We start from the raw sequence: 24,242 nt of genomic DNA, 5'->3' as shown, positions 1-24,242 counted from the left end.
CTGCCGCCGGGGAGCACGTCGCCTCGCACCGGGTGGGCGACGGGTTCCCCGGCGGCGCTCACCGGTAGGCGGTCAGGCGGGCCGCGATGGCGGTCCGGCCGTCGCGCCCCACCGCACGGGCGTCGGCCACGGCGCTGCTGCGCCCGGTGTGGCTGGCCTCGGCCCGGTAGTGCGACTGTTCGCCGCCGTGGAAGGGCCGCAGGAAGTTCACCCGCAGTGACGCGGTGCGGTACTCGTGCAGCGTGCCATGGTTCACCGCGGCGTTGCCGACCAACTCCAGTCCCATCGACGCCACACCGCCGTGCACCGCTCCGACACTGTTGTTCAGCACCGGGTCATCACCCTGGACCAAAACCGCTGTCGTGCCACCGGATTCGCCGACACTGACCGCCATCAGCTGATCCAGGCGGGGACCCGGCAGCGTTCCGCCCGGCCCGTCCGGCCACGGGGCCAAGGTGTCCGGCACGGTGATGTAGAACGACCGGACCGTCGCGGTGGCGATCACCTCGGCGCCCACGCTCAGTTCGCACACGCTCAGCGCGACCAGCCCCTTGCGGCCCAGCGGCGTGGCCACCGCGACCACGTCGCGCCCGGGCGCCGCCGCGATGATGTCGGCGGCCTCGGGCACCAGTTCGAGGGACAGTTCGCTGGACACCGTCCACTCCCGGGGACTGCGGCGCGCGTGGTTGATCAGCCCGCCGGCGTGGTCGACCAGCATCGCCACCGGAGCGGTGGTGGCGGCACCGGTCAGCGGGTTGACCAGACCGGCGGCCGGGATGGACGCGACGCAGCGGTCGCTGTGCTCCTCGGCCGTCTCGATCCCGAAGCGACCCAGTGGCGTGTTCAGCGGATACGGCACACTTGCAGCTTGACCGCCGGGGCGCGCACTCATACCCCTGCGGGGTATATGAGAACGTCGGCCCGGAACTGACGTCCATTCTGGGATTGCCGAAGATGTTGGCGCCCAGGGCCTTTCAGTGCCGAGGGGGTCGGCGTGCAGATGTGGCCCGCCGGCGGGTGAGTTTGCCGGCGGCGGACAGGGCCGTCCGGCCGGCGGATCGAGTTTCCTAAGAATCCGGAAAGGCTTTGCGCAAAGATATCTACACTCATCGATGCAGCGCAGAGGCACCTTGCTGGGTAGCTCAGCAAAGTTACATCGCAGTGGCGCCCCAGATGTGATCCAGTTCGCACTGGCCGCCCCCGCGGTGATTGCAGCCGAAAATAGCGGCGCAGCAACGTTATTCAGTTGTGACCTGAGAATTCGCTGTCCGTGACCGGGGAGCACCCGGCGAACGTTGTTAGGTAGGGCTAAGTTGGCATGTCAGGGGCCCTTTGTCATATCGTTTTGAGCACTTGTGGCGCATGGGAAAAAGGGCCGTCGTTCAGTGCTGCACGAAGGCGCCCCCATCGCAGAACCGGCTAACGCTCTCGTCCACGGTTGCCGTCCGTAACTCTCCGCCGAGACGCGTGCATATAGAGGTAGGTGGGAATGGCTCCCAGTCGTCAAGGGCTTTACGACCCGGCATTCGAGCACGACGCCTGCGGCGTGGCGATGGTGGCCGATATGCACGGCCGCCGCAGCCGCGACATCGTGGAGAAGGCGATTACGGCGCTGCTGAACCTCGAACACCGTGGTGCGCAGGGCGCCGAACCCAACACCGGCGACGGCGCCGGCATCCTGCTGCAGGTCCCCGACGAGTTCTTCCGAGCGGTCTGCGACTTCGACCTGCCCGAGCCGGGCAGCTACGCGACCGGCATCGCATTCCTGCCGCAGTCGTCCAAGGACGCCGCCACCGCCTGCGCCGCGGTCGAGAAGATCGCCGAGGCCGAGGGGCTGGCTGTGCTCGGCTGGCGCGACGTGCCCACCGACGATTCGTCGCTCGGGGCGTTGGCCCGCGACGCGATGCCGACGTTCCGGCAATTGTTCCTCGGCGGCGCGACCGGAATGGACCTGGAGCGCCGGGCGTATGTGGTACGCAAGCGGGCCGAGCACGAGCTCGGCACCAAGGGCCCCGGTCAGGACGGACCCGGCCGGGAAACGGTCTACTTCCCAAGCCTGTCCGGTCAGACGTTCGTCTACAAGGGCATGCTCACCACGCCGCAGCTCAAGGCGTTCTACCTGGACCTGCAGGATGAGCGGCTCACCAGTGCGCTGGGCATCGTGCACTCGCGGTTCTCCACCAACACCTTCCCGTCGTGGCCGCTGGCCCACCCCTTCCGCCGGGTGGCGCACAACGGCGAGATCAACACCGTCACCGGCAACGAGAACTGGATGCGGGCCCGCGAGGCGTTGATCAAGACCGACATCTTCGGGGGCCACGACCTGGAGAAGGTCACCCCGATCTGCACTCCCGGGGCGTCGGACACCGCACGTTTCGACGAGGTGCTCGAACTGTTGCACCTCGGCGGCCGCAGCCTGCCGCACGCGATGCTGATGATGATCCCGGAGGCCTGGGAACGGCACGAGAGCATGGACCCGGCCCGCCGGGCGTTTTACGAGTTCCACGACTCGCTGATGGAGCCGTGGGACGGCCCCGCCTCGGTGTGCTTCACCGACGGCACCGTGATCGGCGCGGTGCTGGACCGCAACGGTCTGCGCCCGTCGCGGATCTGGGTCACGGCCGACGGCCTGGTCGTGATGGCCTCGGAGGCCGGCGTGCTCGACATCGACCCCAGCACCGTGGTCAAGAAGATGCGTCTGCAGCCCGGCCGGATGTTCCTCGTCGACACCGCGCAGGGCCGGATCGTCTCCGACGAGGAGATCAAGGCCCAGCTGGCCGCCGAGCACCCGTACCAGGAGTGGCTCGACGCCGGGCTGTTCAAGCTCGACGAACTGCCGCCGGGCGACTACGTCCGGATGCCGCACCATCGCGTGGTGCTGCGCCAGCAGGCGTTCGGTTACACCTACGAGGAACTGAACCTGCTCATCGCCCCGATGGCGCGTTCCGGCGCCGAGGCACTGGGCTCGATGGGCACCGACACCCCCATCGCGGTGCTGTCGGCGCGCCCGCGGATGCTCTACGACTACTTCCAGCAGTTGTTCGCCCAGGTCACCAACCCCCCTCTGGACGCCATCCGCGAGGAGGTCGTCACCAGCCTGCAAGGTGCGGTGGGTCCGGAGGGCGACCTGCTCAACCCCGGTCCGGAATCGTGCCGCCAGATCGTGCTGCAGCAGCCGATCCTGCGTAACGCCGAGCTGTCGAAGCTCATCTGCGTCGACCCCGACCACGAGGTCCGCGGCCACAAGCACGGGATGCGCGCGGCCGTCATCCGCTGTCTGTACCCGGTGAACCGGGGCGGTCAGGGCCTCAAGGAGGCCCTCGACAACGTGCGGGCCAAGGTCTCGGCCGCGATCCGCGAGGGCGCCCGCATCATCGTGCTGTCCGACCGCGAGTCCAACGAACAGTTGGCGCCGATCCCGTCGCTGCTCAGCGTGTCCGCGGTGCACCACCACCTGGTGCGTGAGCGCACCCGCACCCAGGTCGGTCTCGTCGTCGAGGCCGGCGACGCGCGCGAGGTGCACCACATGGCCTGCCTGGTCGGCTTCGGCGCCGCGGCCATCAACCCCTACATGGCCTTCGAGTCCATCGAGGACATGGTCGACCGCGGCGTGATCTCGGATATCAGCAGCGACGAGGCCAAGGCCAACTACGTCAAAGCCGCAGGCAAGGGTGTGCTGAAGGTGATGTCCAAGATGGGCATCTCCACGCTCGCGTCGTACACCGGTGCCCAGCTGTTCCAGGCCATCGGAATCAGCCAGAAGGTGCTCGACGAGTACTTCACCGGCCTGACCTGCCCGGTCGGCGGCATCGATCTCGACGACATCGCCGACGACGTCGCTGCCCGGCACGCGATCGCCTACCTGGACCGCCCCGACGCGCGGGCGCACCGCGAACTCGAGGTCGGCGGCGAATACCAGTGGCGCCGCGAGGGCGAGTACCACCTCTTCAACCCGGACACCGTGTTCAAGCTGCAGCACTCCACCCGCACGGGGCAGTACTCGATCTTCAAGGAGTACACCGAGCTCGTCGACGACCAGAGCGAGCGGATGGCCTCGCTGCGCGGCCTGCTGAAGTTCCGCGACGGCCAGCGGCCGCCGGTGCCGCTGGAGGAGGTCGAGCCGGCCACCGAGATCGTCAAGCGCTTCTCGACCGGCGCGATGAGCTACGGCTCGATCTCGGCGGAAGCCCACGAAACCCTCGCGATCGCGATGAACCGGCTCGGCGGGCGGTCGAACTCGGGTGAGGGCGGCGAGTCCGTGGCACGGTTCGACCGCGACGAGAACGGTGACTGGCGCCGCAGTGCGATCAAGCAGGTGGCGTCGGGCCGGTTCGGCGTGACGAGTCACTACCTGACCAACTGCACCGACATCCAGATCAAGATGGCCCAGGGCGCCAAGCCCGGTGAGGGCGGGCAGTTGCCCGGACACAAGGTGTACCCGTGGGTGGCCGAGGTGCGGCACTCCACGCCGGGTGTCGGCCTGATCTCGCCGCCGCCGCATCACGACATCTATTCCATCGAGGATCTCGCACAGCTGATCCACGATCTGAAGAACGCCAACCCGCAGGCCCGGGTGCACGTGAAGCTGGTGTCGGAGAACGGGGTCGGCACCGTCGCCGCCGGCGTCTCCAAGGCGCACGCCGACGTGGTGTTGATCTCCGGACACGACGGCGGCACCGGCGCGACCCCGCTGACGTCGATGAAGCACGCCGGTGCACCCTGGGAGCTCGGTCTGGCCGAAACGCAACAGACGTTGCTGCTCAATGGTCTTCGCGACCGCATCGTCGTGCAGGTAGACGGTCAGCTCAAGACCGGCCGTGACGTGGTCATCGCCGCGCTGCTGGGTGCCGAGGAGTTCGGTTTCGCGACAGCGCCGCTGGTGGTGGCCGGATGCATCATGATGCGCGTCTGCCACCTCGACACCTGCCCGGTGGGGGTGGCCACGCAGAACCCGCTGCTGCGCCAGCGGTTCAACGGCAAGCCGGAGTTCGTCGAGAACTTCTTCCTCTTCATCGCCGAAGAGGTGCGGGAACTTATGGCGCAGTTGGGTTTCCGCACCGTCAACGAAATGGTCGGTCAGGTCGGGGCGCTGGACACCACGCAGGCCGCCGAGCACTGGAAGGCCCACAAGCTGGACCTGTCGCCGGTGCTGCACGAGCCGGAGTCGGCGTTCATGAACCAGGACCTGTACTGCAGCTCGCGCCAGGACCATGGTCTGGACAAGGCGCTCGATCAGCAGTTGATCGTGCAGTGCCGCGAGGCTCTGGATGCCGGTTCCCCTGTTCGCTTTTCTACTACGATCGCCAACGTCAACCGCACCGTCGGCACCATGCTCGGCCACGAGGTCACCAAGGCCTATGGCGGGCAAGGGCTTCCGGACGGCACCATCGACATCACCTTCGAGGGGTCGGCGGGCAACAGCTTCGGCGCGTTCCTGCCCAGAGGAATCACTCTGCGCGTCTACGGTGATGCCAACGACTATGTGGGCAAGGGCCTGTCCGGCGGCCGGGTGGTGGTGCGGCCGTCCGACAACGCGCCGGGCGACTATGCGGCAGAAGACAACATCATCGCCGGCAACGTGCTGTTGTTCGGTGCCACCAGCGGGCAGATGTTCCTGCGCGGCCAGGTCGGCGAGCGCTTCGCGGTCCGCAACTCGGGCGCCCACGCGGTGGTCGAGGGAGTCGGCGACCACGGCTGCGAGTACATGACCGGTGGCCGCGTGGTCATCCTCGGCCCCACGGGTCGCAACTTCGCGGCGGGCATGTCGGGCGGTATCGCCTACGTGTACGACCCCGACGACACGCTGGCCGAGAATCTCAACGCCGAGATGGTGGAACTCGAGGACATGGGCGGTGTCGATTCCGAAGACGCCGTCTTCGTCCGAGACATGATCCAGGCACACGTCGACGCCACCGATTCCACGGTGGGGCAACGGATCCTGGCGGGATGGAACGGATCGGAATCAGAAGTGCGCAACTTCAAGAAGGTCATGCCGCGCGACTACAAGCGTGTGCTGCAGGCGATCGCCGACGCCGAAGCGCAGGGCGCTGACGAGAACGGTGTCGCCGAGGCGATCATGGCGGCCGCAAATGGCTGACCCCCGCGGCTTTCTGAAGATCACCGAGCGCGAGACGCCGAAGCGGCGTCCGGTGGACCTGCGTCTGAAGGACTGGAAAGAGGTCTACGAGGACTTCTCCCACGACACGCTCAAGGCGCAGGCCGGCCGCTGTATGGACTGCGGTATTCCGTTCTGTCACAACGGATGTCCACTGGGTAACCTCATCCCGGAGTGGAACGACCTGGTGCGCACCGGCCGCTGGCGCGACGCGATCGAGCGGCTGCACGCCACCAACAATTTCCCGGAGTTCACCGGAAGGCTGTGCCCGGCCCCGTGCGAGGGCTCGTGCGTCCTGGGCATCAACCAGGACCCCGTCACCATCAAGCAGGTCGAAGTCGAGATCATCGACAACGCCTTCGGCGAGGGCTGGGTGGTCCCATTGCCGCCCACCAAGCTGACCGGCAAGACGGTCGCCGTGATCGGGTCCGGTCCTGCGGGACTGGCCGCCGCGCAGCAGTTGACCCGGGCCGGCCACCAGGTGACGGTGTTCGAGCGCGACGACCGCATCGGCGGCCTGCTGCGCTACGGCATCCCCGAGTTCAAGATGGAGAAACGCCACATCGACCGGCGCCTCGACCAAATGCGCGCCGAGGGCACCGAGTTCCGCACCGGCGTCAACGTCGGGGTGGATATCACCGCGGCGCAACTGCGTTCGGAGTTCGACGCGGTGGTGCTCGCCGGTGGCGCGACCGCGCGCCGCGATCTGCCGATCCCGGGGCGGGAACTCGACGGCATCCACCAGGCGATGGAGTACCTGCCGTGGGCCAACCGGGTGCAGCTCGGCGACCCGGTGGTCGATGCCGACGGTCAGCCTCCGATCACCGCGAAGGGCAAGAAGGTGATCATCATCGGTGGTGGTGACACCGGTGCCGACTGCCTCGGCACGTCGCACCGGCAGGGTGCGGTGAGCGTGCACCAGTTCGAGATCATGCCCAGGCCGCCGGAGACCCGTGCCGACTCCACGCCGTGGCCCACCTACCCGCTCATGTACCGAGTGACCTCGGCGCACGAAGAGGGCGGCGAGCGCGTCTATTCGGTCAACACCGAGGAGTTCGTCGGCGAGGACGGCCGGGTGACCGGCCTGCGCGGCCACGAGGTCGTGATGAACGCCGGGAAGTTCGAGAAGGTCGACGGCACGGACTTCCGGATGGACGCCGATCTGGTGTTGCTGGCGATGGGCTTCACCGGCCCGGAGCGCGAAGGCCTGCTGACCGACCTCGGGGTGGAGATCAACGAGCGCGGCAACGTCACCCGTAACGACGCGTTCGCGACGTCGGTGCCCGGCGTGTACGTCGCCGGTGACATGGGCCGCGGTCAGTCGCTGATCGTGTGGGCCATCGCCGAGGGCCGCGCGGCGGCCGCCGCGGTGGACCGCTACCTCATGGGCAACTCCGCGCTGCCGGCGCCGATCAAGCCGACGGCTGCTCCGCAGCGGTAGGCGAGATCGCAATTTCGTAACATCTTGCGGTGCCTATGACGGCCCCTGGGGCGGATTTTGCGACGGTGGCAAGAGGTGAGCTGTCACGAAATGGTGTCAGCTCACCTCTCTAGTCACAGTAGTCACAGCAGAAACATCTGACCTTTCGTTCGGCGTGCCTGCGTCAGTTTGCCAACGGGCAGGTATCTAATGACTTGACGAGGGGGCTGGAGTAACGTGGCTCCCCGGTTCAGCTATTGCACACCGCAGGAGTAATCGCCATGTATCTCAACCCGATTACCCGGACACGGGTGGGTCGAATCGCCTGGACATTGTTCCGTCACCCGGTCAAGAGCCGTGAATTCCCCGCGAAGGCAGAGCGACTGATCACCGCCGACGAGCTCTTGCGCTACGGCGTCTAGCGAACTCCGCGACGGCCGGGCCGCGGCGCGTGGGCGGCCGTGACGGTTTGTTTGCTTGACCGTTATCGATCTGTGACCTCAGGCTTGTTTGCTGTCAAGCAATCCTGACCCTCTGATTTTGTCGGCCAGCGGTTCCAGCACGGCGGGGTCGTACGGCGGCGGCAGGTAGATGATGGCCAGGTCCAGGCCTTCCTCGCCCAGCGCGGCGGCCTCGGAGATCGCCCTGTCGTAATCGTGATCGGGGCTCAGCCGGATGTGGGCCGACAGTCTGATCTCGTGCGGGTCGCGGCCGATGTCGGCGCAGTGCCCGGCGAGCACGTCCCGCTTGCGCGCGAACTCCTCAGGCGTCCCGCCGACGAAGTTCCAGTGGTCGGCGTACTGCGCCGTGATACGCAAGGTGCGCTTCTCGCCGCTGCCGCCGATGCAGATCGGCGGGTGCGGCTGTTGCGGGCCTTTCGGTTCGTTGCGCGCGTCCTTGAGTTGGTAGAACCGGCCGTCGAAGCTGGTGGTCTCCTGCGAGAGAAGGCCACGCAACACCTGGCAGGCCTCCTCGAACCGGTCGAATCTCTCTTTGACCGTGCCCAGTTCGATGCCGTAGGCGCCGGATTCCTCCTCGTTCCAGCCCGCGCCGATACCGAGTTCGAGTCGGCCGTCGGAGACGACGTCGAGTGTGGAGGCCATGTTGGCCAGCACCGCCGGATGGCGGTAGTGAATCCCGGTGACGAGCACGCCGACCCGCAACCGGCGGGTGGCCTGGGCCAGCGCGGTCAGCGTGACCCAGCCCTCCAGGCAGGGGCCGGTCGGATCGGAGAAGATCGGGTAGAAGTGGTCGAAGGTCCAGCCCGACTCGAAGACGTCGATCTCGTCGGCGGCCGTCCAGACCGTGAGCATGTCGGACCAGGAAGTGTTCTGCGGGGAGGTCTTGAAGGCAAATCTCACCGCATCGACTCTAGGCCGATGACTTCCCCGCCGCCCGGCGGTCAGTACCGACATGATCGACATGACCGAGGCCTGTGCCCGCACCGCCACGCTGCTGGGACAGGTGGACGACCAACGATTGGGCGCGGCGACGCCGTGCCGCGACGTGGATCTCGGCGCACTGATCGCTCATATCGGCGGTCTGGCGCCGGCGTTCGAGGCGGCCGCGCGAAAGAACTTCGGCGTACTGACCGACACGCCCCCGCGGCTGGAAGAACGGCCCGACGACAACTGGCGGGAGCTCTACCCGGCCCGGCTGACCGCGCTGGCCGAGGCGTGGCGGGACCCGTCCGCGTGGGAGGGAATGTCACGGGCCGGCGGCGTCGACTTTCCCGCCGATGTGGGCGGCCTGATCGCGCTCGGCGAGGTGGTGGTGCACGGGTGGGATGTGGCGGCCTCGGCCGGGTTGCCCTACGCCGTCGAGGACCGGGTGCTGGAAGTCCTGCTGCCCCATGTCGCCGCGTTCGCCGAGGAGCCGGTCGAAGGGTTGTTCGCCGCGCCGGTGCCGGTGTCCGAAGAAGCGCCGCTGCTGGACCGGGTCCTCGGGCTGACCGGCCGCGATCCGTCGTGGACCGCGCCGTGAATCAGTGAGGCTGTCTGCGCGCGTGCGTCCTGGCGTGCTCGATCGCGTCGTCGAGGGTGTCCACCAGATGATTCTCGTGGCGCAGCGATTCGAAGACACCGACATTGGCCAGCAGCGCGGTGTGTTCCGGCCGAACTCCTTTGATGATCACCGTGATGCCGCGGGACTCCAACTCGGTGCAGATCTGCGCCAGGGTGTTGGCGCCGGTGGCGTCGAGCATGCCCAGCTGGGACATGCGGATGATCACGACCGATGTCCGCGGATGGTCGGGGTCGACGATGGCATTCGAGATCCGTTCGGCCACACCGAAGAACATCGCACCGTCCAGCCGCAGCAGGGCGATCTCCTCGTCGCCCGGAACATAGGGTGCGGGTAGCTCCTCCCGGACCACGCTGCTGCGCCTGGCCACACTGCGCAGCGCGAAGAACGCCGCCACCAGCACCCCGATCTCGACGGCCTCGATCAGGTCGAAGCACACCGTGACCGCAGCGGTGAGCACGAACGTCAGCGCGTCGGATCGGGTCGAGGTCAGGATCTTGCGGATGGTGGAGCGCGAGATCATCCGGAAGGACGTCACCATCAACACACCGGCCAGCGCCGCCAGCGGGATCGCCGCCACCGGCCCGGTGGCCAGATAGACGACGCCGAGCAATACGAGCGAGTGCACGATCGCCGAGAGCCGGGTGCGGGCACCCGACCGCACGTTGACGGCCGTGCGCGCGATCGCCCCGGTGGCCGGCATACCGCCGAAAACTCCGGAGGCAACCGAGGCCAGGCCCTGCCCGACGAGCTCCCGGTCCGGGTCGTACGGCCCCGTCGGCGCCATCGTGGCCGCGACCCGCGCCGACAGCAGCGATTCGATGGCGGCCAGCGCGGCGATGGCCAGTGCTGCTCCGAGCAGGTCGCGCAGCGCGTCGACGTCGGCGTGGGGCAGCACCGGCGCGGGAAGATGCGACGGCAACTCGCCGATGGTGGCGACCGACAGGCCCAGCACCGCCACGGCGACAGTCGCCGCGACGACGGCGGCGAGGGACTCCGGGATGGCCCGGTGGACCCGCGGCAGCACGAGCATGAGGACCGCGACGAACGCGATCACACCCAGGGTCTTGCCGGCCTGAGACCAGTCGGCGTGGCTGACCACGTGCCAGGCGGCGGGCAGGGTGCGCTGGCCGGACGGGCCGGCCGCGGAGAACGCCGCCGGGACCTGCTGCAGGAAGATGATCGTGGCGATGCCCAGGGTGAATCCCTCGATGACCGGCCACGGGATGAAGGTGACGGCCCGGCCCAGTCCGGTCACGCCGGCGAGGAGCACGATGACGCCGGCGAGCACGGTCACCAGGGCGATGCTGCCGAGGCCGTGCGCGGCGACGATCGGTGCCAGGACGACGGCCATCGCGCCGGTGGGCCCGGAGACCTGGACCGAGGAGCCGCCGAACACGGCGGCGACCAGGCCGGCGACCACCGCGGTGATCAATCCGGCCGCGGCACCGACGCCTGAGCTGATGCCGAACGCCAGGGCCAGCGGAAGGGCCACCACGCCGACCGTGACGCCGGCCAGGATGTCACGACGCCAGGACCGGGGCAGGTCGGCGTAGTCCCGCCGGTGCGGAAGCAGGCGGCCCAGATTGCGTGCGGCCGTGGCGATCATGGCCGCTTCTCCAGAGGCGGCAGCGCCTTGAGTGTCTTCAACTGGTCGCGTTGCCCGGCCAGGGTGTCGGCCAGAAAGGTGCGGGCGATGATCAGGAGTTCGGAGATCAGGGGGTGGGCGAGTTCGTAGAACACGGCGTTGCCGGTACGGCGCGCGGTCACCACATGATGACGCTTGAGGACAGCGAGGTGCTGCGACAGCAGGGTCGGCTCGAGTCCGGTGGCGGCAAGGATGTCGCTCACCGAAGTCGGGCCGCCGGCGGCGGAGAGGATCTCCAGCACGCGGATGCGCGCCGGGTGAGCAAGCGCCTTGAACAGGTTGGCCTTGATCTCGTAGAGCGGCCGCTGCTGGTCGGCGGGGAAGCGGTCGGGCGTCACCGTGGCCTTAGGAATTGATGGATTGAACGAATCTTCAATCAGGGTAACCCGCCCCGGCCCCGCAGGCGATCGACTGTGCCGGGACTCACTGTGCCGCCGCACTTCACCGGGGTCGGTGCAGGAGTTTCCTGTCGCCGACCGGGGCACACTGGAGCCATGGACCCGGTCACAGCGTTGCGCCAGATCGCGTACTACAAGGACCGAGCGCGGGAGGATCCGCGTCGGGTGATGGCCTACCGCAACGCAGCCGATGTGGTCGAGGCGCTCACCGACGCCCAGCGCGAGAAGCACGGCGCCGCCGACAGTTGGCAGTCGCTCCCGAAGATCGGGCCGAAGACCGCCAAGGTCATCGCCCAGGCCTGGGCCGGTCACGAACCCGACGTCCTGGTGGAACTGCGGGAGGCCGCCCCGGATCTCGGGGGCGGCGACATCCGCGCCGCGCTGCGCGGTGACCTGCACGTGCACTCCAACTGGTCGGACGGGTCCGCGCCGATCGAGGAGATGATGCTGGCCGCACGCGACCTCGGCCACGAGTACTGTGCGCTCACCGACCACTCGCCGCGGCTGCGGGTGGCCAACGGGCTGTCCCCGGAGCGGCTGCGCGAACAACTCGAGGTCATCGACGAGATCCGCGAAAAGGTCGCTCCCATGCGGATTCTCACGGGCATCGAGGTCGACATCCTCGAAGACGGCTCACTCGACCAGGAACCCGAACTCCTCGAGCGTCTCGACGTCGTCGTCGCCAGCGTGCACTCCAAGCTCGCGATGGACGCCCCCGCGATGACCCGGCGCATGCTCAAAGCCGTCACCAACCCGCACACCGACGTGCTCGGTCACTGCACCGGGCGACTCGTCACCGGCGGACGCGGCATCCGGGCCGAATCGAAGTTCGACGCCGAGAAGGTGTTCACCGCCTGTCGCGACGCCGGCACCGCCGTCGAGATCAACTCTCGTCCCGAGCGGCGCGACCCGCCGACCCGTCTGCTCACGTTGGCGATGGACATCGGCTGCGTGTTCGCCATCGACACCGATTCCCACGCACCCGGCCAGTTGGAGTTCCTCGGTTACGGCGCACAACGCGCCCTCGACGTCGGTCTGGAACCGGGACGCATCGTCAACACCTGGTCCGCGGACGATCTGCTGGAGTGGACCCGCTCCGGTTAGCCGGGCTGCGCTCCAGCGACTGACGGTGTGTACACGTCCCGAACGGAACCGGATCACCCGAACCGTTGTACCGGTGAACGGTCGGATCAGTCGGGAAGCGTGGGCATCTCCACGCCCGGGTCACGGCCGACCAGCACCCCGCGGGTCAAGGCCGCGTTGCCGTAACGTCCGCGCACCTTGTCGATGGTCAGGTCGATGGCCAGTGAGTCCTCGGCGTCGAGGGCCGGACCGAACGGCAGCTCGAGCTGTTGCGCGCCGTCGCGGTCGATGTTGCACACCGCGAAGCCGATCAGCGTCAGTCCGCGCTCGGAGATCAGCGGCCTTGCGGCCGCCACCAGGCCGCGTGCGGCGCCGAGGATCGCGTCCGTCGACGCCGTGGCCCTCGGCATGGTGTGCGACCGGGTCGCGCGGCCGAAGTCGGCGAACCGCAACCGCAGCACCACGGTGCGTCCGGAACGGCCGGCCTTGCGCATCCGCCGGGTGATCCGGTCGACCAGATTCACCACCACCGCGTCCACCTCGTCGGCGGACATCGCGCTGCCCGCCCGGCCCAGCGCGCGCTGCGCGCCGACCGACCGCCGCCGATGCCCGGTCACCACGCGGCGCCGATCGACGTTGTGCGACAGCGCGAACAGCTGACGGCCCATGGCGCCGCCGACCAGTGACCCCAGTGTGGTCTCGCTCAGCTCGGCCACATCGGCCACGGTCTCGATCCCGTGCGCGCGCAGCTTGTCGGCGGTCTTGGCGCCGACACCCCACAGCCGGCGCACCGGGAGCGGATGCAGGAACGCCAGTTCCCGGTCGGGCGGCACCAGCAGCAGGCCGTCCGGTTTGGCCTCCTGGCTGGCCACCTTGGCGAGGAACTTGGTGCGCGCGATCCCGACCGTGATCGGCAGCCCGACCTCGTCACGCACCCGTTCGCGCAGGCGGGCACCGATCTGCACCGGGGTGCCCGACACCCGCCGCAGGCCCGAGACATCGAGAAACGCCTCGTCGACGGACAGCGGTTCCACGACGGGAGTGGTGTCGTGGAAGACCTCGAACACGGCCGCGCTGGCCTGCGAATAGGCCGCCATACGAGGCGGCACCACGATGGCCTGCGGACACAGGGCCCGCGCCTGCCGGCCGCCCATCGCGGTACGCACCCCGTAGGCCTTGGCTTCGTAGCTGGCGGCCAGCACCACACCCCCGCCGACGATCACCGGCCGTCCGCGCAGCGACGGATCGTCGCGCTGCTCGACCGAGGCGTAGAACGAGTCGAGATCAGCGTGCAGGACGGCCGCGGTGGACACGAACATATGTTCGCATCACGCACCGACAGGTCAGTCCGCCGTGCCGTAGATGCTGGTGGTCCAGATGTGCACCAGGTTGTCGAGCACGCGGTGATCGGGAATGGACGGCTGATGGCCGGCGAAGGCGGCGGTCATCACCGACTCGTTCATCAGGTTCAACGCGGTCGACAACTCGCGGGCCGGCACGGTCACCGGCGCGGTCCCGTCGGCGCGCTCGGCCTCGATCACCGCAGCGATGTGGTCGATCCACCGCTGCATCGAGGTCGCCCACAGCGCTCGGGCCTCGGAGTTGGAGTTCTTCACCCCGACGGTCGCGGCGCAGACCGCGCGGTGGGCGCCGAAGGTCTCGACGAAGACGTTGATACCGCGACGCCAGATCGCGCGGCGGTCGGCGGGCCGGTCGGCGATCAACTGTGCCAGCGCGGCATCGGCTTCGGCGATCACGCGCTCCAGCAGCGTGAGCAGCACCGCGTCCTTGGACGGGAAGTAGAAGTAGAACGTGGGCCGCGAGATGCCCGCTCCTTTGGCCAGGTCGTCGACGGAGATCTCGGCCAGGGAACGGTCCTCGAGGAGGCGTTCGGCGGTCTCCAGAATCGCCAGTTCCCGATCGTCACCAGAGGGTCGGGCGGCGCGCCGACCCCGGGCGGGGCGGGCTTGTCGGGCGGCAGTCACAACAGCGACTTTACACTGTGTCGAGTTTCTCAACAGACTGTTGACTGCTTCGACATGGCGTTGATAGCTTGACACCATGACCGAATTTGTCGACGTTGTCATCGTGGGCGCCGGAATCTCCGGTATCAGTGCCGCCTGGCATCTGCAGGATCGCTGCCCGACCAAGAGCTACGTAATCCTGGAGCGGCGGGACAATCTCGGGGGTACCTGGGATCTGTTCAAGTACCCCGGCATCCGTTCCGATTCCGACATGTTCACTCTGGGCTTCCGGTTCAAGCCGTGGACATCGGAGAAGGCCATCGCCGATGGGCCGTCGATCATGGCCTACCTCAAGGAGACGGTCGCCGAGTATGGCATCGACAAGCACATCCGCTACGGGCAGGACGTGAAGTCCGCCGACTGGTCCGACGCCGACAACCGGTGGACCGTGCGGGTCGAGCGCGACGGTGAGCAGATCGAGATCTCCGCGAAGTACCTGATGGCCTGCAGCGGCTACTACAACTACGACGAGGGGTATTCGCCGGAGTTCGCCGGCTCGGACGATTTCGAGGGCACGATCATCCACCCGCAGCACTGGCCGGAGGAGCTGGACTACACGGGCAAGAAGATCGTCGTCATCGGCAGTGGGGCGACCGCGGTGACATTGATTCCGGCGCTGGCGAATTCGGGTGCCGGCCACGTGACGATGCTGCAGCGCTCGCCGACGTACATCGGCTCACTGCCGGACGTGGACCCGTTCACGGTCCGCATGAACAAGACCCTGCCCACCAAGGCGGCCTACGTGGTGAACCGGTGGAAGAGCATCATCTTCCAGTCCGTGCAGTATCAGATCGCGCGCAAGTTCCCGAATTTCATGCGTAAGACGTTGATGACGATGGCTGAGCGCCGACTGCCCGCAGGCTACGATGTCGCCAAGCATTTCGGGCCGAGCTACAACCCGTGGGACGAGCGGTTGTGTCTGGCCCCCAACGGCGACCTGTTCAAGACCATCCGGTCCGGCAAGGCCGACGTTGTCACCGACACCATCGAGCGGTTCACCAAGACCGGCATCCAGCTCGCCTCCGGCCAGCACATCGATGCCGACATCATCGTCACGGCAACGGGTTTGAACCTTCAGCTGTTCGGCGGTGCGGCGATCTCCCGCAACGGGGAGCCGCTGGAACTCAACGACTCGATGGCCTACAAGGGCATGATGCTGACCAACATGCCCAACATGTCGTTCACGATCGGCTACACCAACGCGTCGTGGACGCTGAAGGCCGACCTGGTCTCCGAATTCTTCTGCCGTGTCATCAATCACATGGACAGCAAGGGTTATGACACGGTTGAGCCGCGCCATCCCGGTACGGCTGTCGACGAGCGGCCGCTGATGGACTTCACCCCCGGCTATGTGCTGCGGGCGCTCGACTACCTGCCGAAGCAGGGGTCGCGGGCACCGTGGCGGCTCAAGCAGAACTATCTGCTGGACCTGCAGTTGATCCGGCGGGGCAAGGTCGACGACGAGGCGCTGGCGTTCTCGCGGCACCAGGCGCCGGTGACCGCCTCTGCGTGATCGGCGTGATCAGTCTGCGGCGATGACGACGATCCCGTCGTCATCGCTGTAGGCGATGTCGCCGGGCGTGAACACCACCCCGCCGAACTCGACGGCCTCGTCGCGCACGCCCTCACCGGTCTTGGTGCTCTTGCGCGGGTTGGTGCCGAGCGCCTTGATGCCGATGTCGAGTGTGCGCAGCGTGGCCGCGTCCCGGACCGCGCCGTTGACGATCAAACCGGACCACCCGTTGGACCGGCCCAGTTCGGCGATGACGTCGCCGACCAGCGCCGTGTGCACCGATCCGTCCCCGTCGATCACCAGCACCCCGCCGCCGCCGGGTTCCGAGAGCACCGACTTGAGCAGCGCGTTGTCCTCGAAGCACCGCACCGTGGTGATCGGACCGGCGAACTCCGTACGGCCTCCGTACTGGCGGAGCTGCAGGTCACAGCTGCGGACATCGGGGCCGATCTCGTCGACCAGGTCAGCGGTGGGACGCGGAGTCACTGTCACGCGGCGATTATCTCAGTCGCCGTCGTACCCGGCCACGATGACGTCGTGCACGAACTGTGCCAGCCCGGGCTCGGCGTCGTCGTAGTAGCGGGTGAAGCGCTCATCGGCGAGGTACATCTGGGCCAGGCAGCGGTGCATGTCGTCGTCGCAGTCGTAGAACCGTTCGATCGAGTCCCGGTGCCGGACACGGAGTTCCTCGGCGGCAGGCGACCCCGGCGCCACACCGGCCCGCTTGGCCTCGGCCAACGCGGCCAGTAGGGCATCGCCTTCGGCCTTCACCTCGATCCAGTCCTGCTTGGTGAGTTCGGCGCTGCGCTGTTGGGACTGCCGCCACACCTCCGTGCCGCCCCAGCGCTGTTCGGCCTCCTTGGCGTATTCGCCAGAGGCGACGGCGGTTCCGAAGATCTCGATCTGTTCCTCGGCGGTCAGCTGGACCCCGCTGCGATGTGCGTCCATCAGTTCCTCCACTGCTGTGATCATGTGCTGGAGACGGTCGGCCTGCTCCAGCAGCAGCTTGTGCTGGCGTTGCAGGTGCTCGACCACATCGACGGTCGCGTCGTCGAGCAGCGTGCGGATCTCCTCCAGAGGTAGACCCGCACCGCGGTACACGAGCACCAGGTGCAGCCGCTCGACGTCGGCGTCGGTGTACCCGCGGTAGCCCGCACTTGATCGCACGCTGGGCACCACAAGACCGAGGTGGTCGTAATGATGCAGCGTGCGCACCGACACCCCCGTGAGTTCGGCGACGGCGCCGACGGAACGAGTGGTGCTCATGGCATCACTATCGACCCTCACGCCACGTGAGGGTCAAGGGTTTTCGGGTCAGTGCCCGCTGTTGCGCCTTGCGGCCAGCACAACGACCAGGAGGGCCAGGATGCCGGTGACCAGCGCCGCCGCGATGGGCAGGCGTGACGAGTCGCGACTGTCCGGTGGCACGGGGACTGGCGCCGTGATCGCGGTACTGGCCGTTGCGACGGTCGACTTCGCTTGCGCTGCAGTCTCTTCGGCGGCCGCGGCCAGGTCGACCTTGGCGGGCGGCGTCTTCTTGGCGGGTGCTTTCGCAGGCGCGGCCTTTCTCACCGCCGCCTTCTTCGCCGGAGCCTTCTTGGCCGGAGTCTTGGCCGCCGGAGTCTTCTTGGCCGGTGCGGCCTTCTTCGCGGGCGTGGCTTTCCTGGCGGCGGCCTTCTTCGCGGGCGGGGCCGGGGGAGGCACCGCCGGGGTTGCGGCATCGGGACTTTCGTCTGGCCGATCCGGCTGGTCTGCCATCTCTGCTCCTTTGAAAAATGTGTGCAACCGGCAGTGTTCCCATCATGCCAGCTGGCTACCCGGGCTCATCTCGGTGTCAGCCGGTCACCGACAGCGTCGCCGCCGCGCCCAACGTCACCGCCATCAATGCCAGTTCGGTGTACGCCCGGCTGCGGGACACCGCGGCGGTGCTGCGGTGCGTCCGGGCGGCGGGCAGCCACCACCCGCGGTTGCGCCACGCCAGCCCGATGAGCAGCAGCGTCAGCGCGATCTTGGCCGAGAACACCCGGCCGTAACCCGTGGCATAGAGGTCCCGGGGGCTTTCCAGCACCGTCATCCCGGCGACGATGCCGCCGAGAAGCAGCGCGGCCACGCAGACCAGAGAGAACTGGGAGAACCGGGGCAGCACCCGCGCCCATTGCCCGCGGTGATCGACCGTCAGCACCAGTGCGGCCAGCGCCCCGCACCACAGTGCCGCTGCCAGCGCGTGCACCGCGACCGCCGCCCCGCCGACCGGGCTGTCCGACAGGTGGCCGGTCAGCGGGTGGCCCACGATGCCGATGCCGGCCAGCCCTGCCGCGACGGTGCCCGCCGGTCCGGACCGCGGCGCCGCCACCGCCAGGACGCCCACCGCCACCGCGGTGATCACCGTGAGCAGGCCGGCCCGGCCCACGGCGGTGTGGGCAGCGAACTGCCACGTCTGTTCCGCTGCCAGGCGCACCACCGAGGTGCCCGTTGCCTCGGACGCCGCGACCACGAGCCGGACCAGTTCGGCCACCACCCACACCGCCGCGGCGACCACCAGAGGAGCCCCTGCGCGGCGGGCCAGCTCGTCGCGGTGCCGGGCGCCGTCGAGCACGGGCACGGCGGTGAGCCCGAGTGCGACCACGGCGGCGGCATCGGCGAGCGTCCTGACCGCCGCCCCGGCGAGCGGAGCCGACGGGTAGGCCAGCGCCCACGCCGCGACGCAACCCGCCGCGGTGACGAGCAGTCCGCCCGTCACCGCCCTCCCGCGGATCATGACCGGCGCCGAACCGCCCACAACGCGCCGGCCGCGACGAGTGCCACCGCCGCGACCACGAACGGCCAGACCGGGACACTCCCGCTGGCACGGTCGTTCTCGGCGGGTGCCGCCACCGGGCTGGTGTCGGGGACTTCGGCGGTCGGGGACGCAGCGGCGGGCGCCGCCGTGCGGACACGGTAGGACCAGGACCCGGTCACCACGTGGCCGTCGGCGGAGGTGGCGCGGTAGTTCACCGTGTACTCACCCGCCGGCCCGCCGGGCCGGACCGCCACGCCGATGACGGCGCCGTTGACGGTCGGATCGCCGTCCGACCACAGCGCGCCGTCAGGGCCGACCACCGTCATCGCCGCGAACTGGCTCTGCATCGGTTCGTTGAACGTCGCGTTCACCGAGGAGGGCGGCAGCTCCAACTCGGCGTTCTCGCCGGGGTCGCTGGCGATGCGGGCGGCGTGCGCCCACGCCGTTGACGCGGAGCCGAGCGCGCCGGCGGCCAGCCCGAACGTCACGGCGGTGATGAGCAACGCGTGCATGGCACGCTGTACAACAGTCATTCGATTGTGCTTTCTGGAGTCGAGCGGAAGGTTGCGGTCAGCGGTGCGCAGTGACCGGCGGCCCTCGGTGCGACATGGAGAAGGCGAGCAGCAGGGTGGAACGCAGCGGGTGATCGACAGTCCGCACCGCCGTGGTCGTCGCAGCGGCGGGGGCCGCGACGCCGCGAGACCGGAAGATCCGCAGGACAGTCGACAGCGCCAGGCACAGTCGCGCCGCCATCTCGATCAGCACCGCACCGACCACCACCGCGAGGATGTGTGCCGCCGCCATCGCGGAGGCAGGGGGCGCGCTGTGCGGGTGACCGTGCACCGAGAGCACCGCATGCCCGATGACCTGGCCGGCGCCCAGCACGCCCACCAGCACCGGCAGCCGGTCGGTGCGCGGGACTGCCGAGGTCACGGCCGCGACGACCGCGGCGACCAGGACCAGCTGGACAGCCGACGCCCCGACGGGGAGCAGCCCGCCGCCGGCACTGTGCGCCGCCAGGGTCAGGGCTGCCGTGAGCAGCCCTGCAGCCGCGCCGCGCAGTCGCGCCGGGCCTCTGGACAAGAGGGTCAGACCACGCCCAGGCGGGCCATCAGGTCGGCGTCGATGCCGTCGAGTTGCTCGGCGATCGCCGCGTGGGCGGTGCGCCGGCGGGCGGACGGCATGTTCTCGGCGGCGGCCACGGCGGCCCCCAGATCGGTCAGCCGCTCGGTGATCGCATTGACGAACTGCTTGGTCTCGGCGTCCTTGGGCTTCTTCTCGGCGATCATGCGCAGCGATTGCTCGGCGCCGGCGATCCGGGCCGACAGCTGCGCGCCGTGCCCGGAGAACTGGCCGAGCTGACTCAGCGGGACACCGAGCCGGTCGGCGCGGCGTTCGTCGATCAGTCCGCGGGCCGAGATCGACGCGCGGTACACCAGCGGCACCACCACCGGAGCCAGCAGACGCGACACGGTGAGCGCCCGGCGGATCCGGCTGGGCGAGAACAGTTTGCCCTCACGGGCGGCCTTCAATTGCGTCTCAGCAACCTTGAGCGCGGCGCGGTCACTGTCGCGCTGCGCCTTCAGTTGGGATCGCAGCGCGCGGGCCTGCGCCTTCTGCTCGGCTTTGAACCGGCGGACCTCGTTCTTGGCCGACAGTTTCGCTTCCAGCTTGGCCTTGGCCTTGATGGCGCGGGCCTCCGCCTTCCGGGTGGCGCGGGATTTCCGTCGTTTGAACAGACTCATCCCTGCGGCCTCCCAGTCGACTCATCGGCACGTCCGCCGCCGATTCGGCGGTGATGGTGACCAACACTAGCGTTCACGGCCGGACCGGATGTCCCCGCGCCCTGGATGATGGGCCGGTTTGCGCCACGCAGCAAACGGAACAGGCCGGTTGTGCGAGAATCGACCCACATCGGGGTCAGACGGCGGCGCGGTTCGCCGAAGGGTGGTGACAACGTGGGTGGGGGTGCGCGTGTCGCTGCAGCAGCCTGCCTGGTGATTTCCGGGCTGTTGGTCGGTGGTGGCGCCACCGCTTCGGCCGACACCCGCACGCCGGCCGAGGACGTCGCCGACAGCCCCGCCCGCCCCGAGACCCTCGGCGGTGCCGCCGACGGGCGCGACCCCGACGGGGCCAAGCCTGGCGACGATGCCGGGGACGGCCAGGAAGGCGAACCGGACCTGGATCCCGACTCCTCTCCCGATGCGGAGGGGAAGGACGACGGCGGCGACAGCACCGAGTCCCCGCCCGTATCCGACGAGCCCGGCGCCGAGGACGACGGTGCGCTGAGCCCGCGTCCGCCCTGTTGCGAGGGCGCAGACAAGGACTGCGAACCGGGCTGGCCCTGGCCGTGGCCGCCGTGGCCCTGGTCCGACATCCCCGACGACGGGCCCGGATCCGACAACGACTACGGCGAAGGGCCGCCGCAGGGGGTGCCTTCGATCCGGCCGGTGCCGGGCGGGGTCATGCGGCCCGGAGTCGAACCGCCGGTCGGTGAACCCGAGCATCCCGACGTGCTGGACGTGGTGCCCGATGTCGGCGTCGCCGCCGGTGACCTGCCCGAGGCGCCGGTCAGCGTGCCGATCCTGATCACCGTCCCCGCCGTCGGCGGTGCGCCGGGACCTGCCGCTGCCGGCTCGGGTCCCGCGACGTCCGCCGGTCCTCGCCGGTTCGCCGAGAAACCGCCGCCTCGGCAGCAGACCACGACGACCACGGTCGGGGCCGACCTCACTGTCCCCGCGTCGGCCAACCGGGTCGGATACGGCGATTATCTGCGCGGAGCCGGGATATCCCAGATTGCGGCGCTGGCATTGCCCGGACTGGCCGGGTTACTGGTCCTCACCGGGGCCGGGGGGCTGGTCGGTTACCGACAGGCCAGAGCCGGACAAGGAGTGCGCACCGCCGCCACCGCGCGCTTCATGAACTGACAGTGGCGCCCATCCCGCCGGGACGGGCGCGCATAGTGGACTCCACCGAGAGGAGGATTCATGCCCGCGAGCCGCAGCGTCACCAGAGCGGTCAGTGACGTGCTCGCCCTGGCCCCGCGCCATGGCGAGGTGTCACTACCGCGTCTGGTCGAAGCCGTCAGTGAAAACCGGGGCAGGCCCATCGAACTCGCCACGGCCGAACTGCCGCCGGGTGTGTGCGGACAGTGGCGGCAGTACGCCGACCATGACGTTTTCCTGATCCAGCAGGGGCTGCCCGCCTGGGATCGAACGCTGGCCCACGAACTCGGGCATCTCGTGCTGGGTCACGAGGGGATCCCGGTGGTGCAGGCGGCGAGGCAGAGCACCGAGCTGGCCAGCTCGGAACTCATCGGCTACATGCTCAATCAGCGCACCGGTTGCATGGGACCCAGCGGGGAGGACGCCGAGCAGGAGGCAGAGGACTTCGCCGCACTGCTGATCTACCGGCTCGGACGGCTGCCTTCGGACCGATCCTCGATCGTCCAGGTCCGTCTCGGAGAGGCGTTTGGTTGATCGTCTGGGTGATCGCCGGTCTCCTGGGGCTGGCCACCGGCCTGCGTATCGGCTGGGCACTGGTCAACAAGCAGTCCCTGGTGAGCACGGCGATGATCTTGGCGCTGGGCAGCCTCGCCCTGGTCGCCGCACTGAACTGGCAGCCGCTGACCCTGTTGATCGACACCCTGCTGCGTTGGCCGAACATCTCGATGGGGCTCAGCCAAGTGGCGCTGGTGGCCTGCGCGGCCGGCAGCTGCGTGATGATCACGACGGTGTCGTCCAACCGCGCCCCCGCCACCGTCAGACGGATCGCGATGTTCCAGTACGGCGTCGCCGCGGTGATCGCCGCCTTCAGTTTCGGGATGTTCCTGGCGGCGGGGCAACAGCCCGAGATGGCGCCCGACGAATATCTGCGGCGCAACCTCGGGATCGGCGGCAATGCGCTGCCGTGGCTGCTTCCGCTGCTCTATGTGCTGCTGGCGCTCAGCCTGGTGGTGTGGGCCGGACTGCGCCATTCCAATCGGACCCGCCGGGGCCGGGCGCTGTTCGTTTTCACCGTCGGCATCGTGCTGATCGTGCTGGCGCTGGCGTTCTTCCTGCTGCGGGCGGTCGGCACCTCCGGACCGGTCGGGGTCGGTGCGGCGGCGACGCTGCTGGGCTGCGCGATGCTGATCGTCGCGGCCGGCTCCCTGCTGCCCAGCTTGGAGGACTGGTTCGGCGCGCGCCGGGAGCTGCGCACGATCCAGCCCCTGCTCGATGAGCTCGGCCGCCGCCATCCCGATGTCGGGATCGGGGTCCGTCCACGGGGCCCGCTCGTCTTTCGCGTCGCCGAACGCATGTCTCTGATCTCCGACGCGCTGTTCCTGGAGGCCACCGCCGCAGACGGCGCGCTGCGCACGGTAGAAAGCAACGGCGCCGACGTCACCGACCTTGACGAGCTCGTGGAGCGGGCGCGGCTGGAGGCACCGGACGCCTCACCGACCGAGCAGGCGGCCGCGATTGCGGCATGGATCTACGAGGGGCGGCACGGAGCCGCAGGGGCGGGGCGGGAGAGATTCCCCGGTTTGGCATGGCTTCGTCAGCCCGCAACGTACTCGGATCGAGAGTGGATCCTGGAGATCGCCCGCCAGTACCGGCGGCTGACCGCGGATGCCGATGACGCCGTCCCGGAACACGCTGGCCGGGGTGCGGTTGCCGACTGAATGTCGCGCCCGCGACAGGGTTAAACGTCGAGGTTTTCGCGGCGACGCAGTTCGTCGACCTTCTGCACGATGTCCTGCTTGGCCTCGGCCGACAGTCCGACCGTCCTGGCCGCAATCTTGCGGACGCCTTCGTCCCGCATCCCGGCGAGCAGCGTCAGCTCCTTGTCGAGCTTCTCGTAGTACTCGTCGTCGGTGAAGTACGCGGGCTTGATGCGGAAGAAGTTGGCAAGCGCGGCCATGGTAGCCACCGACGGGTTGGTGCGGTTGCCGGAACGCAGCTGCGACAGGTACGGGGCGGACATGGTCACCCCCTCGGCCTTGAGCGCTGCGATCACCTCGGCCGAGGTGTGCGGCCCGCGTCCGGGCGGGTAGACCGTGTCAAACAAGCGGTTGAGGCGAGCGGCAAACGTATTGCTCATTGGGATGACCTCCACATACAGGCGAGCGGGTTCATAGGGCGGCGTATTTGCTGATTATCGTAGCGACAGTTGTGGCCACAACCAAGTGCAAACCGGGTAAAAGTCGTCCCGGTCGGCGCTGTGACGTGCCGCTGCTGGCGTGAACGGCGTCGGTATTC

Annotated in this window: 22 protein-coding genes; 8 read left to right on the top strand and 14 right to left on the bottom strand. The window is 68.6% G+C overall.

What is annotated here, in order from left to right; all coding sequences use genetic code 11:
- Positions 1-58: 58 nt before the first annotated feature.
- Entirely contained in the window at positions 59-859 is an 801-nt protein-coding gene (locus KXD97_RS06020) for a PaaI family thioesterase (protein ID WP_260755862.1), read from the bottom strand.
- Positions 860-1,489: 630 nt separating this feature from the next.
- Here KXD97_RS06020 and gltB point away from each other — a divergent pair.
- Both gltB and KXD97_RS06010 read left to right on the top strand, forming a co-directional pair.
- A complete protein-coding gene (gene gltB, locus KXD97_RS06015; RefSeq protein ID WP_260755861.1) occupies positions 1,490-6,097 on the top strand; it encodes a glutamate synthase large subunit in 4,608 nt (1,535 codons plus the stop codon).
- Positions 6,090-7,556, top strand: a complete 1,467-nt coding sequence (locus KXD97_RS06010; RefSeq protein ID WP_260755860.1) for a glutamate synthase subunit beta — start codon at positions 6,090-6,092, stop codon at positions 7,554-7,556. The genes gltB and KXD97_RS06010 overlap by 8 nt, the downstream gene beginning before the upstream one ends.
- Before the next feature lie 479 nt (positions 7,557-8,035).
- Here KXD97_RS06010 and KXD97_RS06005 read toward each other — a convergent pair whose 3' ends face one another.
- Positions 8,036-8,896: an LLM class F420-dependent oxidoreductase gene (locus tag KXD97_RS06005; RefSeq protein ID WP_260755859.1), complete on the bottom strand. Its 861-nt coding sequence runs from the start codon at positions 8,894-8,896 to the stop codon at positions 8,036-8,038.
- Between the two features lie 52 nt (positions 8,897-8,948).
- Between KXD97_RS06005 and KXD97_RS06000 the strand changes: the two genes are divergently transcribed.
- Positions 8,949-9,518, top strand: a complete 570-nt coding sequence (locus KXD97_RS06000; protein WP_260755858.1) for a TIGR03086 family metal-binding protein — start codon at positions 8,949-8,951, stop codon at positions 9,516-9,518.
- A 1-nt stretch (position 9,519) separates the two neighbouring features.
- Here KXD97_RS06000 and KXD97_RS05995 read toward each other — a convergent pair whose 3' ends face one another.
- Positions 9,520-11,166, bottom strand: a complete 1,647-nt coding sequence (locus KXD97_RS05995) for a SulP family inorganic anion transporter (protein ID WP_260755857.1) — start codon at positions 11,164-11,166, stop codon at positions 9,520-9,522.
- On the bottom strand, positions 11,163-11,543 hold the full coding sequence (locus KXD97_RS05990; RefSeq protein WP_260755855.1) for a metalloregulator ArsR/SmtB family transcription factor: 381 nt from the start codon (positions 11,541-11,543) through the stop codon (positions 11,163-11,165). The genes KXD97_RS05995 and KXD97_RS05990 overlap by 4 nt, the downstream gene beginning before the upstream one ends.
- Positions 11,544-11,699: 156 nt before the next feature.
- On the opposite strand from KXD97_RS05990, the gene KXD97_RS05985 reads away from it, so the two are divergent.
- Positions 11,700-12,707 carry a PHP domain-containing protein gene (locus tag KXD97_RS05985; protein ID WP_260755854.1) on the top strand — a complete coding sequence of 336 codons (1,008 nt, stop codon included), beginning with the start codon at positions 11,700-11,702 and terminating at the stop codon, positions 12,705-12,707.
- Positions 12,708-12,793: 86 nt separating this feature from the next.
- Here the strand turns inward: KXD97_RS05985 and dinB are convergent, their stop codons facing one another.
- Together dinB and KXD97_RS05975 are read right to left on the bottom strand one after the other, a co-directional pair.
- Positions 12,794-14,005 carry a DNA polymerase IV gene (dinB, locus tag KXD97_RS05980; protein ID WP_260755853.1) on the bottom strand — a complete coding sequence of 404 codons (1,212 nt, stop codon included), beginning with the start codon at positions 14,003-14,005 and terminating at the stop codon, positions 12,794-12,796.
- A 24-nt stretch (positions 14,006-14,029) separates the two neighbouring features.
- Entirely contained in the window at positions 14,030-14,671 is a 642-nt protein-coding gene (locus KXD97_RS05975) for a TetR/AcrR family transcriptional regulator (protein WP_260755852.1), read from the bottom strand.
- A gap of 76 nt (positions 14,672-14,747) precedes the next feature.
- On the opposite strand from KXD97_RS05975, the gene KXD97_RS05970 reads away from it, so the two are divergent.
- Positions 14,748-16,223: an NAD(P)/FAD-dependent oxidoreductase gene (locus tag KXD97_RS05970; RefSeq protein WP_260755851.1), complete on the top strand. Its 1,476-nt coding sequence runs from the start codon at positions 14,748-14,750 to the stop codon at positions 16,221-16,223.
- Positions 16,224-16,232: 9 nt separating this feature from the next.
- Here the strand turns inward: KXD97_RS05970 and rraA are convergent, their stop codons facing one another.
- The 7 genes from rraA to KXD97_RS05935 all read right to left on the bottom strand — a co-directional run bounded on the left by rraA (position 16,233) and on the right by KXD97_RS05935 (position 20,747).
- Complete coding sequence (gene rraA, locus KXD97_RS05965) at positions 16,233-16,715, bottom strand: ribonuclease E activity regulator RraA (RefSeq protein WP_260755850.1); 483 nt, start codon at positions 16,713-16,715, stop codon at positions 16,233-16,235.
- Positions 16,716-16,727: 12 nt separating this feature from the next.
- The gene (locus KXD97_RS05960) at positions 16,728-17,489 is read right to left on the bottom strand and encodes a MerR family transcriptional regulator (RefSeq protein WP_260755849.1); all 762 of its coding nucleotides are present in this window, start codon (positions 17,487-17,489) and stop codon (positions 16,728-16,730) included.
- 48 nt (positions 17,490-17,537) lie between these two features.
- Positions 17,538-17,981: a hypothetical protein gene (locus KXD97_RS05955; protein WP_260755848.1), complete on the bottom strand. Its 444-nt coding sequence runs from the start codon at positions 17,979-17,981 to the stop codon at positions 17,538-17,540.
- A 76-nt stretch (positions 17,982-18,057) separates the two neighbouring features.
- Positions 18,058-18,981 (bottom strand): copper resistance D family protein, encoded by a 924-nt coding sequence (locus KXD97_RS05950; protein ID WP_260755847.1) that lies wholly within the window; start codon positions 18,979-18,981, stop codon positions 18,058-18,060.
- Entirely contained in the window at positions 18,978-19,535 is a 558-nt protein-coding gene (locus KXD97_RS05945) for a copper resistance CopC family protein (protein WP_260755846.1), read from the bottom strand. The genes KXD97_RS05950 and KXD97_RS05945 overlap by 4 nt, the downstream gene beginning before the upstream one ends.
- A gap of 37 nt (positions 19,536-19,572) precedes the next feature.
- A complete protein-coding gene (locus KXD97_RS05940) occupies positions 19,573-20,085 on the bottom strand; it encodes a hypothetical protein (RefSeq protein ID WP_260755845.1) in 513 nt (170 codons plus the stop codon).
- A 5-nt stretch (positions 20,086-20,090) separates the two neighbouring features.
- Complete coding sequence (locus KXD97_RS05935; protein ID WP_260755844.1) at positions 20,091-20,747, bottom strand: DUF6474 family protein; 657 nt, start codon at positions 20,745-20,747, stop codon at positions 20,091-20,093.
- Positions 20,748-20,960: 213 nt separating this feature from the next.
- On the opposite strand from KXD97_RS05935, the gene KXD97_RS05930 reads away from it, so the two are divergent.
- The 3 genes from KXD97_RS05930 to KXD97_RS05920 are packed head-to-tail and all read left to right on the top strand — an operon-like array spanning position 20,961 to position 23,665.
- The gene (locus KXD97_RS05930) at positions 20,961-21,929 is read left to right on the top strand and encodes a hypothetical protein (RefSeq protein WP_260755843.1); all 969 of its coding nucleotides are present in this window, start codon (positions 20,961-20,963) and stop codon (positions 21,927-21,929) included.
- 60 nt (positions 21,930-21,989) lie between these two features.
- Positions 21,990-22,481: an ImmA/IrrE family metallo-endopeptidase gene (locus tag KXD97_RS05925; RefSeq protein ID WP_260755842.1), complete on the top strand. Its 492-nt coding sequence runs from the start codon at positions 21,990-21,992 to the stop codon at positions 22,479-22,481.
- Positions 22,478-23,665 (top strand): hypothetical protein, encoded by a 1,188-nt coding sequence (locus tag KXD97_RS05920; RefSeq protein WP_260755841.1) that lies wholly within the window; start codon positions 22,478-22,480, stop codon positions 23,663-23,665. The genes KXD97_RS05925 and KXD97_RS05920 overlap by 4 nt, the downstream gene beginning before the upstream one ends.
- A gap of 20 nt (positions 23,666-23,685) precedes the next feature.
- On the opposite strand, the gene KXD97_RS05915 is transcribed toward KXD97_RS05920, so the two are convergent.
- Positions 23,686-24,084, bottom strand: a complete 399-nt coding sequence (locus KXD97_RS05915; protein ID WP_260755840.1) for a helix-turn-helix transcriptional regulator — start codon at positions 24,082-24,084, stop codon at positions 23,686-23,688.
- Positions 24,085-24,242 lie beyond the last annotated feature (158 nt).

The sequence above is a fragment of the Mycobacterium sp. SMC-8 genome (genome assembly GCF_025263565.1).
Classification (GTDB): Bacteria; Actinomycetota; Actinomycetes; order Mycobacteriales; family Mycobacteriaceae; genus Mycobacterium.
This window is presented reverse-complemented; position numbering and strand designations above follow the sequence as displayed.